At 55.6% G+C, this 14,859-nt stretch carries 14 protein-coding genes, 2 tRNA genes and 1 pseudogene; 5 read left to right on the top strand and 12 right to left on the bottom strand.

Annotated elements, in window-relative coordinates:
- Positions 1–24: 24 nt before the first annotated feature.
- The 3 genes and pseudogenes from rpsB (J2S62_RS08490) to rpsB (J2S62_RS08500) all read right to left on the bottom strand — a co-directional run.
- Positions 25–912 (bottom strand): 30S ribosomal protein S2, encoded by an 888-nt coding sequence (gene rpsB / locus J2S62_RS08490; RefSeq protein ID WP_310173635.1) that lies wholly within the window; start codon positions 910–912, stop codon positions 25–27.
- 347 nt (positions 913–1,259) lie between these two features.
- On the bottom strand, positions 1,260–1,640 hold the full coding sequence (locus J2S62_RS08495) for a PepSY domain-containing protein (protein ID WP_407650011.1): 381 nt from the start codon (positions 1,638–1,640) through the stop codon (positions 1,260–1,262).
- Positions 1,641–1,688: 48 nt separating this feature from the next.
- Positions 1,689–2,432, bottom strand: a pseudogene (gene rpsB / locus J2S62_RS08500) (30S ribosomal protein S2); the annotation flags it as partial.
- A 170-nt stretch (positions 2,433–2,602) separates the two neighbouring features.
- On the opposite strand from rpsB (J2S62_RS08500), the gene J2S62_RS08505 reads away from it, so the two are divergent.
- Positions 2,603–3,217, top strand: a complete 615-nt coding sequence (locus J2S62_RS08505) for a M23 family metallopeptidase (protein ID WP_310173638.1) — start codon at positions 2,603–2,605, stop codon at positions 3,215–3,217.
- Here the strand turns inward: J2S62_RS08505 and J2S62_RS08510 are convergent.
- From J2S62_RS08510 to J2S62_RS08540, 7 genes are all read right to left on the bottom strand, one after another.
- On the bottom strand, positions 3,196–4,332 hold the full coding sequence (locus J2S62_RS08510) for a glycosyltransferase (RefSeq protein ID WP_310173641.1): 1,137 nt from the start codon (positions 4,330–4,332) through the stop codon (positions 3,196–3,198). The two genes, J2S62_RS08505 and J2S62_RS08510, sit on opposite strands and share 22 nt — an antisense overlap.
- 21 nt (positions 4,333–4,353) lie before the next feature.
- A tRNA-Ile gene (locus J2S62_RS08515) sits at positions 4,354–4,427 on the bottom strand.
- Positions 4,428–4,492: 65 nt separating this feature from the next.
- The gene (locus tag J2S62_RS08520) at positions 4,493–5,710 is read right to left on the bottom strand and encodes a glycosyltransferase (protein WP_310173644.1); all 1,218 of its coding nucleotides are present in this window, start codon (positions 5,708–5,710) and stop codon (positions 4,493–4,495) included.
- Between the two features lie 135 nt (positions 5,711–5,845).
- Positions 5,846–6,508, bottom strand: a complete 663-nt coding sequence (locus J2S62_RS08525; RefSeq protein WP_310173646.1) for a CDP-alcohol phosphatidyltransferase family protein — start codon at positions 6,506–6,508, stop codon at positions 5,846–5,848.
- 42 nt (positions 6,509–6,550) lie between these two features.
- The gene (locus J2S62_RS08530; protein WP_310173649.1) at positions 6,551–7,438 is read right to left on the bottom strand and encodes a phage holin family protein; all 888 of its coding nucleotides are present in this window, start codon (positions 7,436–7,438) and stop codon (positions 6,551–6,553) included.
- Positions 7,439–7,612: 174 nt separating this feature from the next.
- Positions 7,613–7,909, bottom strand: a complete 297-nt coding sequence (locus J2S62_RS08535; RefSeq protein WP_310173652.1) for a DUF503 domain-containing protein — start codon at positions 7,907–7,909, stop codon at positions 7,613–7,615.
- Between the two features lie 376 nt (positions 7,910–8,285).
- Positions 8,286–8,357: transfer RNA gene (locus tag J2S62_RS08540), tRNA-Asn, on the bottom strand.
- 205 nt (positions 8,358–8,562) lie between these two features.
- On the opposite strand from J2S62_RS08540, the gene J2S62_RS08545 reads away from it, so the two are divergent.
- A complete protein-coding gene (locus J2S62_RS08545; RefSeq protein ID WP_310173655.1) occupies positions 8,563–8,874 on the top strand; it encodes a hypothetical protein in 312 nt (103 codons plus the stop codon).
- A 94-nt stretch (positions 8,875–8,968) separates the two neighbouring features.
- Here the strand turns inward: J2S62_RS08545 and dnaG are convergent, their stop codons facing one another.
- Positions 8,969–10,828, bottom strand: coding sequence for a DNA primase (gene dnaG / locus J2S62_RS08550; protein WP_310173657.1), 1,860 nt, complete (start codon positions 10,826–10,828; stop codon positions 8,969–8,971).
- Between the two features lie 248 nt (positions 10,829–11,076).
- Here dnaG and J2S62_RS08555 point away from each other — a divergent pair, with 248 nt between their 5' ends.
- The 3 genes from J2S62_RS08555 (at position 11,077) to J2S62_RS08565 (ending at position 13,456) form a co-directional block, all read left to right on the top strand.
- Entirely contained in the window at positions 11,077–11,721 is a 645-nt protein-coding gene (locus J2S62_RS08555; protein ID WP_310173659.1) for a hypothetical protein, read from the top strand.
- Between the two features lie 149 nt (positions 11,722–11,870).
- Positions 11,871–12,671, top strand: a complete 801-nt coding sequence (locus tag J2S62_RS08560; RefSeq protein ID WP_310173661.1) for an SIR2 family NAD-dependent protein deacylase — start codon at positions 11,871–11,873, stop codon at positions 12,669–12,671.
- A complete protein-coding gene (locus tag J2S62_RS08565; protein WP_310173663.1) occupies positions 12,668–13,456 on the top strand; it encodes an NAD-dependent deacylase in 789 nt (262 codons plus the stop codon). The genes J2S62_RS08560 and J2S62_RS08565 overlap by 4 nt, the downstream gene beginning before the upstream one ends.
- Here J2S62_RS08565 and J2S62_RS08570 read toward each other — a convergent pair whose 3' ends face one another.
- The gene (locus J2S62_RS08570) at positions 13,457–14,857 is read right to left on the bottom strand and encodes a deoxyguanosinetriphosphate triphosphohydrolase (protein WP_310173665.1); all 1,401 of its coding nucleotides are present in this window, start codon (positions 14,855–14,857) and stop codon (positions 13,457–13,459) included.
- Between the last annotated feature and the right edge of the window lie 2 nt (positions 14,858–14,859).

Here is a 14,859-nt window from a genome sequence, read left to right on the forward strand (position 1 = left end):
TAAATCGAAACGTGGTGGTGTGGATTAGTACTCTTCGGTTGCCACTGGCTGTTCGCCTTCGGGAGTGGCACCGACTTGTTCTGCGGTTTCTACAGTGGCTGCGTCTGCTGGAGCAGCAGTGGTGTCAGCGGCTCCTTCATCAGCACTCTCGGTCTGACCTGATTCCAACAGTTCACGTTCCCACTCGGCCATTGGTTCTGCACCGGTTTCGCCTTTGCCCTGGTTGCGGGCCATGAGACCATCGGCGACTGCATCAGCAATGACGCGAGTCAGCAAGGCTACGGAACGAATCGCATCGTCGTTGCCTGGGATGGGGTAAGTCACATCGTCGGGATCAGCGTTGGTATCCAGGATGGCAACCACAGGGATCCCAAGCTTCTTGGCTTCATCGACAGCAAGGTGTTCTTTTTTGGTGTCGATGACCCAGATAGCCGATGGGGTGCGGGTCATATTGCGAATACCGCCGAGGTTCGCCTGCAGTTTTTGCAGTTCGCGTTCCAGCAGCAGGAGTTCTTTTTTGGTGTGACCCGAGCCGGCGACATCTTCGAAATCGATTTCTTCGAGTTCTTTCATGCGGTCAACGCGCTTCGATACCGTGGCAAAGTTGGTGAGCATACCGCCCAGCCAACGATGGTTGACGTATGGCATGCCAACTCGTGTGGCTTGCTCGGAGATCGCTTCTTGGGCCTGCTTTTTGGTTCCTACGAACAAAATGCTGCCGCCGTGTGCGACGGTTTCTTTCACAAACTCATATGCGCGGTCGATGAAAGACAGGGATTGCTGTAGGTCAATAATGTAAATGCCGTTGCGTTCTGTGAAGATGAAGCGCTTCATCTTTGGGTTCCAACGACGTGTCTGGTGGCCGAAGTGCACACCAGAATCCAGCATTTCACGCATGGTTACGACTGACATGGTCGCTCCTTCAAAGTTATCCCGCACGCGGAATAACCTTCTCGTTATCGGTTAGTGTATGCAGCTGATTTTCTCAGCTTCCTAGCGTGAGTACGAAACAGTTCGGGAAGCACCGCTGACCAGATTCCTCTGGACCGACGGGTGTAACTGCAACGCTCTGGTTGCACACTCACGCGCGTAGTCAACTGAGCACCCACCAAGGTAGGCACACAATTGCTTTGTCAAGCATACCCTATAGCGCACACGAATTTTACCTAGGTGTGACGCTCCACACACGTCCGATGCCTCAGGTCAACCGGAGCATAATGCCGTCACGATTCCCCAAGGTTGGCTGTGGTGCCTCGGAGCTATTGTCGGTTCTCACCTGCAGCCGCGATCTTGAATTCGACCTCTTCGCCCTGGACATCTTTGAGTTCGACTTCCCAGTAGAGCGAACCGTCTTCCTCTTCGAGTTCGATGGACTCCAATGTTGCGCCTTGGTGTTGAGCAACGGCTTGGCGCAGTGCGTCACGCAGTGAGACCGTCACTTGCGAGGCGCGCTGAATATCTTCATCGTCTGAGTCGACCTCATCCACAGTAATCTCGCCGTCGGGAGTCACCTCAAGTTCGTAGAGCTGCTGTTCATGGACGAGCTCAACCTCGTAGGATGCGCCGTCATCTTCTTGTTCGACTTCGACGAGAATGCAGTTTGGATACGCCGCTTCAGCAGCTTGCAGCACGGATAACACCGGTTTCAGCTTATCGGTTGCTCCGGTTGGACCGCTCGAGGAATCGGTTTGCAGTAGTTCCCGTTCCCATTCGGCCATGGGTTCGACGTTGTCGCCCTGGCCGTGGCGGGCCATCAGGCCTTCGGCCACGGCATCAGCGATGACGCGAGTCAGTAAGGTCACGGAGCGAATGGAGTCGTCGTTGCCGGGAATCGGGTAGGTCACTCGATCCGGGTTGGCGTTGGTATCCAGTATGGCGATGACCGGGATGCCCAGTTTGTTTGCCTCGTCCACGGCCAGGTGTTCCTTTTCGGTGTCCACCACCCAGATGGCCGAGGGGGTGCGAGTCATATCGCGGATCCCGCCTAGGCTGGCCTGCAACTTGAGCAGTTCACGTTCCAGTAGCAGCAGCTCTTTCTTAGTGTGGCCGGAACCGGCAACGTCTTCGAAGTCGATCTCTTCGAGCTCTTTCATGCGGTCGACGCGTTTCGAAACCGTGGCGAAGTTGGTGAGCATGCCACCCAACCAACGATGGTTGACGTAAGGCATTCCGACTCGAGTGGCTTGCTCGGCGATGGCTTCCTGCGCCTGTTTTTTCGTCCCGGCAAAAAGAATGCTGCCGCCGTGAGCCACGGTTTCTTTGACGAACTCGTAAGCCTGGTCAATCAGTGTCAGGGATTGCTGCAGATCGATGATGTAAATACCGTTGCGTTCGGTGAAAATAAAACGCTTCATCTTCGGATTCCACCGACTGGTCTGGTGCCCAAAGTGCGCACCAGATTCTAATAGTTCACGCATCGTTACTACAGCCATGATTGCTCCTTCACCTTCACCGGCACGTTCGTTGTTGAAGTACTGGGCGATATGCATGTGCAGACATTCATTAGCATACTCTTTCCACAGCAGCTTGGTGGGAATGGGAGATATCCCCACCCACGGTGGTTGCCCACCGCGCAGTGGAGAAACCGCCCACACTTAGCATTATGTACGCCTTTTCATTGTTCGCCTCACCGCCGCCTCGTCCCCCGTCGGGCCTCTGTGCCGTGGTGGTTCTGCTGCTGAATGCCGTGCTCTTGCTGGCGTGGTGGGCCTCTGGGGCTGTCGCTTCAGATATCGCGCCAACAAGGGCGTCTACGACGGATCGCTGGGTACCGCCGATCGTCGACGCCAACGAAGCCGATATCGTCAATGGTTTCATCCATCCCCAGATGCCTTGGTCAGCGGCTCATCGGGGTCTTGACCTTCGGTCTGCCACCCCACAGGTCGTTGCACCTGCTGCGGGCGAGGTGACGTTTGTCGGCATGGTGGTTGATCGGCCGGTCCTCACGATCCGGCACGCCAACGGCCTCTTGTCATCCTTTGAACCTGTGGAATCTGAGCTTCAGGTCGGTGACACTGTAAGCCAAGGTCAACAGCTGGGCGAACTCTCCGAGGGGGTGAGCCATTGCGAGGTGCAGTGCGTGCACTGGGGCGTTCGAAAGCCGGATGCTTGGCGCATCGGTTCAACGACGCGCGACTTATATATAGATCCCGCATTCCTTTTGGGTTGGACTGAACCCTCGATCCTGTGGCCGATTCACACTGAGCCGGCGCCATAAACCGGCCCCCGAGTCCGGCGATGATGGATCGCATCGGCCAGGCGGAGCAGATCCCGAGCCGATTGGTCCCACCGAAACGACCTAGCCTGTTCGACCGCCCCTCGAGATGCTGCGGCGAATGTGCTGTCATCTTCTAGTCGAAGCACCTGGGATGCGAATTGTCGGGCGGGGTTGCTGGCTTCGATATCGATAAACAACGCTCCCGGATTGTCCAGCCCGGCGATCTCTTCGAAGATTTCAAGATTCGAAAGTACCACGGGCGTGCCCTCTGCCATCGCTTCAGCAACGGGTAAGCCATACCCCTCAGAGCGCGTGGCGGTGACCAATGCGGTACAGCTTCGTAACAACTGGCGATACGTGTCATCAGCAATACCGTCGTGGAATACCAGTTGCCCGTCGGCGACACTGTAGCGTCGAGCCATGTCGAGTAGCTGGATCCGTCGGGTCTCTGGAATAGGAGAGCACAGATGTAACTGATATGCAGGCAGGTGTTGCATCGCTTGGATCAGCAGCTCAACATTTTTATATTCCATAAAAGAGCCCATATACACCAGTGTTTTGGCACGCCGCTGGGCCGGATCACGCGGTGTTTCTACTTCAGGTGGTGCATTCGAGATCACGTGGACCGGCCGTGAAGTGAGCCGGTGTTGACGGATAAGTCTCTGGGACGTTTTGGAGACGGTTGCAACGGCATCGGCACGGTTGAGCAACAGGCGTTGCGGCAAGTAGGTCAGATGATAGGCGTACCAGAGCCCTCGGATGAATTGCGGCAAGTTCTTGGGTGGCGTCCGGTGTTGATAGTAAATGAGATCATGCAGCGTCAAGATGAGGCCAAACGTGCGCCCAACAGAGCCGATAGTCTGCATAGGTGAAAACACCACGTCCGGCCGATAGGCGTTAAGACGTCGGGCCGCTAACGGTTCGAGCACCGACGTGGGCGATGACAGTTGCACCACTTCCACATTCTCGGGAAGCAGAGCACGCTGGGCAGGATCATGGATGATCACGATCGGCGGAGCTATACGTGCTACCGCATGAATCAGAGAGTGGCTGAACCGCGAGATTCCATCGTGATAATCAGTCCGGATGTAGCGACCGTCCATAAACAACCGCATGCTCACTCCATTCGTGAAAAGTAGGGCGTACCGGACTTGAACCGGTGACCAAAGGATTATGAGTCCTCTGCTCTAACCAACTGAGCTAACGCCCCTTGTGGTCACCTGCGTGTTTGTCCGAGTCCTAGAAGGCGGACGACAGGCGGCACGATCACATAGTCTAGCGCAGGTTGGCTCCTGAAAGCATCCCCGCGACCTCGTCTGACGTAGCCCCACGGTACATTTCTTCGACGATATCGATAACGTTGCCATATGCGTGTTTGGAGGCGAATCGGTGTGACGCTTCGCCCATCATGTGACGCTGTTGGGCTGAAGCTCCAATGACGTGATTGAGTTTTTCAGCCAAGTCTTGAGCATTATAGGGTTCGAAGAGATACCCGTTGACGCCTTCGGAGACTAAATGCGGCAACGCTAACGCGTTCGCCAGTACCACAGGGGTGGAAGCGCTCATGGCTTCTAGCGAGGCCAACGATTGGAGTTCTGCCGTGCACGGCTGGGTGAACACGTCGGCCCGCAGGTAGGCTTCACGCAGCTCTTCGTCTGAGACTAGGCCACGGAAATGCACCCGGTCAGCGACTCCCAGATCCCTTGCGAGACGATGCAAGTAGTCACGTTGTTCGCCGTCGCCAATGATTTCAGCGTGGATTTCGAGAGTTGGGTCTGTCATGGTCAGTGCCTTCAGCAACACGTCAACATTCTTCTCGACAGCCAAACGCCCGACAAATAACGCGGTCGGATACGGGTGCGGGGTGATGTGTTCATCAGCTTGGGCCTCATATTTTGCGACATCAATGCCGTTGGAGACCGGGAGGACATAATCGAGCTGTGCATTCTCGCCCATGCTTTTTGCCGATAGTGGCGTTGGAGTGGTGACAATATTTGCTCTGCGCATGAGGCGTCCCATGTCGTACCAGGAGCGTCGGGACACAATGTTTTTGAAAAATTGTGGCCCCGGGATGAACGGATCCAGGTTCTCCGGCATGAAATGGTTCGTACAAATCAGTCGAATGCGGCGACGGTCAGCGGACGCGATAGCTGCGTCACCAATCATGTAGTGACATTGGGCGTGCACGACATTTGGTGCAAGGTGCACGATCAGATCATCGATTGTTCGATTGGCGTGCCAGGGCATTACGAGGCGATAGAACTCGTGTGTAGGTGCGGCATAAGATCTCAAGCGATGAATCGTGGCTTCCGGTTGGTATTCCACGGTGTCGGGACCTGGGGTGTCACGCGGTGCCACCACATGGACGTCATATCCTCGAGCGGTGAGTTCGGTCGCCAGGCGAAAACATGACTGTGCCGCTCCGTTGACGTGTGGAGGGTAGGTGTCGGCGGCGATGAGCACACGGAACGGCGTGGCTGGGTTCTCGGGCACAGTTCTGATAGCTCCTCATTTTCTTTGGTTTCGTGTTGATCCTAGGGCACGTTCAGGTCACAGAACACTGTTTTGCTCCACCAAAAGGCGGAGTAGCGAGAATTCACTGCAAAGACAGTTGATGCACTCAAAGAATTAAACTGACTCCAGGAACGTGTCGCGGTCTGTTTTGTTGCGCGGATCGAGATTTGCTTTGCGCATCTTGCGCGCATTTTGGATCCCGTGGAAAAGGTAATCCATGCTTGCCAAGATATGACCGAGGGCCCCCACCGCAAGAATCACAATGGCTAGCGTGTGCCAGACTTGCGGGTCCTCCAAAAACGGCGCTTCAGCAAACAGTAAGAACGGCACCCCAACCATCAGGGCTGCCGTGCGGGCTTTGCCTAAGAGTGTGACTCGCATCTTTGGATTGCCGGCGTAAATGACCGCCATGACCCCCGCCAAAAGCAGGTCTGGAACCACCAATGCAAAGATGAGCCACAACGGCGCCAACCCTGACAAGACAACCGTAATGACTACCACCCATAGTGATAATCGGTCCGCCAGCGGGTCGAGCCACTGGCCGACTGTGGATCTCTGGTTGAGGATACGGGCAAGGAAGCCGTCGATCCAGTCCGTTGAGAACAGCACGATGAGTGTGATCAGTGCGATCCAATATTCATCGTGGAACATGAACCATACGAAGACTGGCACCAGCAAGAATCTCGCCAACGTGACCGCGTTGGGGATGGTCAGCCAGCTATTGGTGATGGTTGAATCACTGTTGCCTTCGGGTGGTTGGGCTGACCGCCCCTTCATAGAAACCTCGAAACGATGAGTAGCTCACAGCGGATCAGGAGCCTAGCGACGGCGGAGCCGGCGCAACAATATCGCAGCGGTCGTCACTGAAGCGCCAAGAACGGTCAACGGTTGCCAACGATCTTTGACGTATTCGACTCCATCGTTGACCTTCTCCCCTGCTCGGGCGGCAGAGTGATGAGCTGCAAGCGGGGAGGTTGCTTGTTCAACGTTGTCGGCGGGAACCTTGCCGGTGGCATGCCTTGTGAAGGTATTGAACTGAGCGCGCAAATCCGTCTTTTCATCCACGCCTGTACGAATATCACCCATGTGTTTACGACGAAGCTCCATGCGATGGCGGATCTGAGCTTCTGTCGGTTCGGTTTGCGGAAGCGAATCTGCAGCCTCGCCACGTCGTACCGCACGCTTGTGTTCTTTCTTGGCACGTTTCGCTTGCTCTTGACGCCGCTGTTTTTCGACCTGGCGCTGGTGACGTCGTTCTTCTTCCAGGCGATCAAACTCTGCCGGGTTGAAAGCGTTGCCTTTTAAGATGTAACCGACATCGTGCTTCATACCCTGAATGATTTCAGGCGAAACCAGCGGGAAGCTGGAGCGAATGATGAAGAAGCCCACGCCTAGCAAGACAAGCATGAGCACGAAGGCCCCAAGAGCCACCCACAGCGAGGTTTGCCACAGCGGTGCCTCGGTCATAAATGCGCCGATCAAAGCTACCACGAGAGCGATAAATGTTATTGCGCCAAAGACCAGGCCAAGGAGCGTTACGCCAACTCCGGCCCCAGTGCGGATCCCCTTAGATTTGAGTTGCCCGCTCACCAGCATCAGGTTGTCGCTGAGCTGCTTTGGGATTAGCCGGAAGATGGTCGCCAGCAAATCAAGCAGCGAACTCATCCGAGTTTTAGTCGTCACCTGACGTGCGCCATTGGTGGTCATTAGTCACTACCTTCATATGTGATGCGGTCAAATCTAAGATGCTCTGTCTGACCAGTATAAACCGGTGGACAACCATCTCATATACGTGCTCTATTTTATTAGCCTGATGTTTTGTAGTGCCTGATGCAACCTTTGAATGCCGACAGACGCTAAAACTCGAATGTCTATTTGGATTTAGAAGTCTGTGGACTGCACAAGGCGCATTTTGGAGGAGAGCAACTCAATTTCAGGACGCTGGGCTACCGCTTCTTCGACCCTCTGCAGAGTCTCTGCGATATGGTTTCTATCTCCGCTAACCAGAGAGACTCCAATGCGAGTGCGTTGATACAGTTCTGCGTCCTCGACTTCGGCGACAGAGATCTGAAAGCGTTTTCGAATTTCAGCCACGATAGGCCTCACAACGGAACGCTTGGATTTCAGGGAGTGTACGTCGCCGAGCAAAATATCGAATTCATTCCAGCCAATCCACATGTCTCCAGCCTTCCTTACGCCAGGGCACCCAAGCAATTGTCCTTCGACTGAGACTTTGCACTGACCATACACACCAAAAGAGGTGTGAAACGCGCCTACGCGCCATAGAGTTTTGTGTGAACTTTCTGAACAGGCACTGAATGGTTGACCAAGGTCATGAAGCCCCTAATTTTTCCTCCCCGACCCTCTCTGGGATCAGCTAAGACCCCCGTTGAGCCTGGGTGGTCCATGAGGGAATCTCGTCTTAGGTGAGGAGATAAAGCGGAAAAACGCTGAAGCCCCCGACGCCGGCCTTGCCTGCCATCGCAACGATCCATGCGTGCCGAGGGGATCTGGAAAAACAGAAGGCCCCGTCCTACTGGACGGGGCCTGTTCGCTCCCCCAACTGGATTCGAACCAGTAACCCCTCGATTAACAGTCGAGTGCTCTGCCGTTGAGCTATGGGGGAAGGCAACAAATGAATACTATAGCAGACTCCTTTTCCAGATGTCGAATCGGGGGAATCCTGCCGTTTCCAGCAGGCCTCCACATTGCAGGAGGGTGCAAAAAATGAGTGTGACCCGATAGACTTTTGGGCAGATTGGACCTCTCGAGGACCATCGCTGAAAACCACATACAACGGAAGAACTGACAGAACGAAGGAGATAAACCCTGTGTTTAAGATAACCAATTCTAAACGTTCCAAGCTGTACGCCGGTTTCGCAGGAGTCGCTGCACTTGCGCTGTTTACCGCTTGTGCGGAGGACACCACCCCAGAAGAGGAGCCTGCTGAGCCAGGCATGCAAGAGGAACCCGCTCAGGATCCCAATATGGAGGATCCAGCAGAAGATCCGAACCAAGACCCAGCCGAGGATCCAATGCAAGAGGATCCCGCTGATGACGGCACTGATGTAGAAGGCGCTGGCGAGAGCAACGCCACTTCAACAGTTGGGCTGGTTGGTAACTCAGTCTCTTGGGCTCTTTAACCGCGACTCCACAACCCCTATAACTTCACACCCTTGAGGTCCTGCCGAAATTCAATTTTGGCTTTCACCACGGCGTTTTCTGCCCCGATGATTACTAGTCAATTGGGCGCAGGAAACGCCGTTGGTTTTCGAGTTCGACTAGGCGCTGTTGGATGGCCTGGAATCCTTCGGGGTCCTCTTGCGAATTCCACCGCTGAAGCCTACCGATTAGCTCTGCTTTTTGCTCGGTAATCTGCATTTCGAGTAGACGATTCATGATGTCACGCGAATACCGAATCACCTCTTCTTCGGATGATGCCGGCAGGGGTGCTACCGCAAGCTCCGTGACGAATGAGTAGAGGGCTTCAGGCGCTTCAGCAGTGACGTGTTGGACCCAATTGGTTGTATCTTGAGCGTTCCGTGCCGCAGCCAATACCGCCGTCTGGATCGCGTTATAGACCGGTACTTTAAATGAAGAGCTGTACAGAGCTTTCCATTGTTCCTGGGACAACGTTTCAGGACGTTGCAAAATAACTTCCAACGCCTCTTTTTCCATCCTGGCAACTGGGTCACGCAAGTCCGGCCGGAACAGCTGAGACCCGGCTGCACTCTGCTGCGGCTCAGATGGTTCCGCGGGTTTCCGAGCGCTGGTCGCTTTTGTGGCGCGTTGAACTGCTTGATGGACAACATCCACGTCCATGCCCAGCCAACCGGCCAATTCGCGAATGTACCCATCGCGCATGATTGGGTCTCGAATTTCTTTGACGATCGGGGCTGCATAATGCAGCGCACCTGTTCGTCCTTCCACGGAATCAAGATTGTATTCTTTGAGCCGTGTTCGAATAGCGAACTCAAAAAGTGGAGTTCGGCCTTTGATGAGTTCCCGGACGGCTTCGTCACCATAGTGTTGACGCAAATCGTTGGGGTCTTGTCCCGCAGGAGCTACCGCGACAAAAGTCTGTGCCACGATTTGGTTATCAAATTCGAAGGCACGCATCGCAGCCTTCTGCCCCGCTTCGTCGCCGTCGAACGTGAAAATGATTTCCCCGCCAGAGCCGTCATCGGTGATGAGCCGCCGTGCGATCCTGACGTGGCCTTCACCGAATGCCGTCCCGCAAGTTGCCACGGCTGTCTGAATGCCGGCAAGATGTGCTGCCATGACATCGGTGTATCCTTCGACGACCACCAGCTGGCGTTCCCGCGCGATGTGTTTTTTGGCCATGTTGAGGCCGTAGAGCACTTGAGATTTCTTATACAGCGGAGTTTCAGGCGTGTTGAGGTACTTCGGACCTTTGTCGTTTTCATCAAGCTGGCGAGCGCCGTAGCCGATTGTATTGTCGGTCATGTCTTTGATCGGCCACATCAACCGGTTCCGGAAGCGGTCATAGAGTCCCCGGCGGCCTTCGGAAAACAGCCCGGTCTCCGTGAGCTCCTCTAGGGTAAACCCACGCTGTTGTAAATGTGACAGCAGCTCGTTCCACCCGTCTGGGGCATATCCCACCCCGAATAACTCGGCGTCTTGTTGCGTGAAGCCTTTCTCGTGGAGGAAGGCCCGGGCGTGGGAGGCCGCCGGAGAGGTCAGCGCCTGCTGATAAAATTCGTCGGCGATTTGGTGCGCTTGTAACAAGCGTTGTCGGGGTGCCACTGTCTGCTGTTCAGGAGCGCCACCTTCCTCGTACTCCAGACTGATATTGGTTCGTGCCGCCAGCAGCTCGACAGTTTCGGAAAACGAGGTGTGTTCGGTTTCCATGATGAACTTGATTGCGTCGCCGGATTCTTGGCAACCGAAGCAGTGGTAGAAGCCCTTGGACGGCGTGACATGAAAAGATGGGGAGCGTTCATCATGAAAAGGGCACAGCCCCTTATACGAGCCGATACCGGCAGTGCGAAGTGAGACGTGTTCTTCAACAACTGTTTTCAAGTCTGTTGCTTCTAGTACCTTATCGATGGATTCCCGAGTGATGCGTCCTGCCATGTCCATAGTCTATGTCGAGGAGGTCTGGACAACCCAACAGCGGCGTGATCTCTGTGGATAAGACCAGCAATGGTCCCGGACGTGCCGGCGTATTTGAAGCCGTCATGATCGGGTAGGCACAAATCAGTGGGCAGTGATGTCTCGAACCTGAAAGTACTCGTGGTTACACTGGGAATTAGTTGGACCTTTTCAGGCCCATCTTCGATAAATAACATGAAATGAAAATTCCACCGAAGGTTAGGAGTTTTATGCTGACGAATACCAACGCTCGCCAATCGAGACTATTCATCGGGATCGCTGGAGCGGCCGCTCTGGGCTTGATGACTGCCTGTACTACCGATGACGCTGGCGAACAGCAACCGCCAGATCAGGAAGTCGAAACAGTCGACCCTAATGAGACGGAACAGGGCGCCACTGACGGTGAGCAGCAAGATGCCACCGACGATGCCGCCACAGCCGAGGAGACTACTCCTGGCGACACTACTGCGGAGGCCGAGGATGTAGAGCCACTGGGTGGAGATCCGGTGTTTGATGTCGTAACGGCTGTAGAAGCAGAATACGCCGATGGTTTCATCGTCAGTATTGACCGTGATGATGACGACACCGCGCAGTATGAAGTCGAGATCGTGGTCGAGAGCGAACTTCAGGAACTCGACGTCACCGCCGGCGGCGAGATTACTGAAGACGACAGTGACACCGATGACGACAAGATTGCCAAGGCCGAGCAGGCTACTGTTACGGTGACCGCAGCATTGAATGAATCGTTCGATGCTCACCCAGAAGCCACGTTTGAACAGATCGAACTCGACGAGGACGGCGACGAACTACGCTGGGAGGTCGAGCTTGAATCCGCCGAGGGCTCGGACATCGACTTCGAACTTCCTGCACGATAACAACCAGTCTGAAGTCATCTCTGGCTGACTATTCCGGCGCCTGCTGTTCCGTAACCCGGCTACAGCAGGCGCCGCTGGTTTTCTTGGCCCTACCCGGGCTCCCTGCCGAAGCTGGTGTTCACTTTCGGTGCTGACCTACAGTGGTGGGTATGAGGACAGTGTCAGACGGCGCGATGCGCGAAGCTCAAGAGATTATTGAGGGTGCTCAACGAGTAGCGGTCCTGACAGGGGCCGGCATGTCTGCTGAATCGGGGGTCCCCACCTTTCGTGACGCCCAAACAGGACTGTGGGAAAAATACAGCCCCGAGCAACTCGCTACACCAGAAGCGATGGCAAACCAACCCGATTTGGTTTGGTCCTGGATGCTACATCAGGCCCGGGTCATGCGGGCAGTGGCCCCTCATGAAGGACATATTGCCCTTGGCACATGGCAAAAACAGTTGCACGCCCGCGGCGGAGCCCTGGATATTATCACGCAGAATATTGATGATTTGCACGAACGTGCCGATGCGGAAGTGCTGGCTCATTTACACGGCACAACGTTCACTTTTCGGTGCTTCGAATGCGATGCTCCAGCGGACTACGCACTAGAGAGGGCAACCGAAGAGCAGTTACAGGCGCGGCCTGACCTGGACCAATTAACACTGGACGAACCTCCAGCGTGTACGCGGTGTGACCACGGATTTCTTCGCCCCAATATTGTGATGTTCGGAGAGATGCTGCCACAAGGCGCTATGGATGAGGCCTTGGATGCAGTTCGTTCGGCAGACGTGGCGCTCGTGGTGGGGACATCAAATATTGTCCAGCCGGCAGCTTCACTGCCCATTGCCGCCTCAGCAGCCGGAGCCAAGGTCATCGAGGTCAATCCCAATATGACGCCCCTGTCCGAGGAAGCAGACGTGTATCTGAAGGGCACAGCTCGCGACATTCTTCCGGAGCTTTACTCATGACATCTGACATGCAACGCGCAACGTTCCTGGTTCAGGATGCTCGCTCGGTGGTGGTGCTCTCCGGCGCGGGGATGTCTGCGGAGTCTGGCGTGCCGACGTTTCGTGATGCCCAGACAGGCCTGTGGGAGCGTTTTGCACCCGAAGAATTGGCAACCGAAGCGGCATTCCGCGCCAACCCCTCGACAGTGTGGTCGTGGTACGTGTGGCGGGCGATGCTCGTGCGTAGCGTCAACCCCAACGATGGTCACCGAAAGATTGGCGCTTGGCAGCGGCACTTGGCCACCCAAGACGGGGCTTTGACGGTAGCAACACAAAATGTCGATGACCTCCATGAACGCGGTGGAGCACAAGAAGTCTTGCACTTACACGGATCGTTACATGCATATCGTTGTCTGGACTGCGGAACCCCGGCGACTTTCGATCCGGCTTCGACTGGTGTGCGAGCTGACCAAGACTTCGGCAACCACGATATTGTGCCCACGGTGGCCTGTAGCCACTGTGAACTGGGCGTTTTACGTCCCGGGGTGGTCTGGTTTGGGGAGATGCTTCCAGAGGACGCCTTTGGTGCAGCTGTCGCAGCGTTGCAGGAAGCTGACTTGGTGGTCGTGGTGGGGTCCTCGGGGCTGGTACAGCCAGCGGCGTCGTTACCATTACTAGGTCGCGATGCCGGCGCTAAGATCATTGAGATCAACCCTGCTGCCACGGAACTGTCCAAGATGGCAGACGTTTATCTGCCCTCGACGGCAGCTGTGGCGTTACCCGAGATGCTTTCGGGTGTGGTGTAGTTAGTTGTGGAGTCCCACAGGCAGCTCGGTAGGTTCTGCCTGTCCACGCACTAAGTTTCCGTGCCATAGCAATGCTGAGGTATCCGTCAAGGATGCCACCTGGTCGATGACAGCGCGCTTGCGACTTGCATCGTCTGGCGCCTCTTGCCAATCTTGTGCGTACATCGGTTCCAGGTAGTGATCCTCGCTAGAGGTGAGCAGCTCGACCAGTTCGAACAAGACCTCACGCTGGGCTTCATACAGGGGCTGGCGACGCTTCGAAGACATCACAAAGTGTGCGGCAATGCCCTTTAGGGTAGCGATCTCTATTGCCGTGTCTTCCGGGACGATGACATCGGCGGTGTGGCGTGTGAGAGGGTCGTTGCCGTAGGCATCCCGGGTCGCTTCAAATGCGGCAGTGGTGAATCGCCCAATAAGCTGGGACGTCATATCCTTGAGCGCAGCGTGGGCATGCCGTGCCCCGTCAGCGTTTGAAACCCATGTGGGCGTGGCCTCGAGTCGAGCTAATGCCTCATCTACCACCTCTGGTGCGGTATCAGGGAGGTACCACTCCCGGGTGGTTTCAATAGCACGCTGACGACGGTTGGGATTCGTCAACCACCCCAACTGAAACATCCCCGACACGATGCCGTCTTCGACATCGTGGACACAATAGGAGATGTCATCCGCCAAATCCATGACCTGGGCTTCCATCGAAAGACGATCGGATGTGATGCCTTTCCGAAACCACTTAAAGACCTCAACATCGTCATCATAGACGCCAAATTTCCTTGTGGGCTTCCCATTGGCTTTCAGGGGTGCATCAGCCTTGCGCCACGGATATTTCGTGGCAGCATCAAGCGTGGCTCGAGTGAGGTTAAGGCCCGCCGGGTGGCCGTCTTCCGTGAACTTTTTGGGTTCCAGACGAGACAGCAAACGAAGTGTTTGCGCGTTGCCTTCAAAACCACCAATCGCTGCCGCGGCCTCATTGAGTGCCTTTTCACCGTTGTGACCGAAGGGCGGATGTCCTAAATCGTGGGACAAACACGCAGCATCCACCACGTCGGGATCGCACCCCAGCGATCTGCCAAATTCCCGGCCCACCTGGGCAACTTCCAACGAATGGGTGAGTCGATTTCGGATGAAGTCGTGATCCCCTGGGGACACGACCTGGGTTTTTGCAGCCAGTCGTCGTAACGCTGCCGAGTGCAAAATGCGAGCGCGGTCCCGCTCAAAATCCGAACGATACGTAGATTTGGCCGGTTCGGGCACCCAGCGGGCCATATCCCACACGTCGTATCCTGGTGTTTGGGTTGCTTCGCCGGCGTAAGGCGGGCGGTACTGCGGCCAGAAGAGACTCGGCTGTTGCGTGGTTCGTGGGGGCTGGGGGTGCTGGCCGTTCACGGCTTCACTACTGGTCACGG

It is taken from the genome of Enteractinococcus fodinae, assembly GCF_031458395.1.
Lineage (GTDB): Bacteria > Actinomycetota > Actinomycetes > Actinomycetales > Micrococcaceae > Yaniella > Yaniella fodinae.

What these genes read in the sequence shown, in the direction of transcription:
- rpsB (WP_310173635.1), bottom strand. Translation starts at nt 912, where the DNA reads ATGTCAGTCGTAACCATGCGTGAAATGCTGGATTCTGGTGTGCACTTC.
- J2S62_RS08505 (WP_310173638.1), top strand. Translation starts at nt 2,603, where the DNA reads ATGTACGCCTTTTCATTGTTCGCCTCACCGCCGCCTCGTCCCCCGTCG.
- J2S62_RS08510 (WP_310173641.1), bottom strand. Translation starts at nt 4,332, where the DNA reads ATGCGGTTGTTTATGGACGGTCGCTACATCCGGACTGATTATCACGAT.
- J2S62_RS08525 (WP_310173646.1), bottom strand. Translation starts at nt 6,508, where the DNA reads ATGAAGGGGCGGTCAGCCCAACCACCCGAAGGCAACAGTGATTCAACC.
- J2S62_RS08530 (WP_310173649.1), bottom strand. Translation starts at nt 7,438, where the DNA reads ATGACCACCAATGGCGCACGTCAGGTGACGACTAAAACTCGGATGAGT.
- J2S62_RS08535 (WP_310173652.1), bottom strand. Translation starts at nt 7,909, where the DNA reads ATGTGGATTGGCTGGAATGAATTCGATATTTTGCTCGGCGACGTACAC.
- dnaG (WP_310173657.1), bottom strand. Translation starts at nt 10,828, where the DNA reads ATGGCAGGACGCATCACTCGGGAATCCATCGATAAGGTACTAGAAGCA.
- J2S62_RS08555 (WP_310173659.1), top strand. Translation starts at nt 11,077, where the DNA reads ATGCTGACGAATACCAACGCTCGCCAATCGAGACTATTCATCGGGATC.
- J2S62_RS08560 (WP_310173661.1), top strand. Translation starts at nt 11,871, where the DNA reads ATGAGGACAGTGTCAGACGGCGCGATGCGCGAAGCTCAAGAGATTATT.
- J2S62_RS08565 (WP_310173663.1), top strand. Translation starts at nt 12,668, where the DNA reads ATGACATCTGACATGCAACGCGCAACGTTCCTGGTTCAGGATGCTCGC.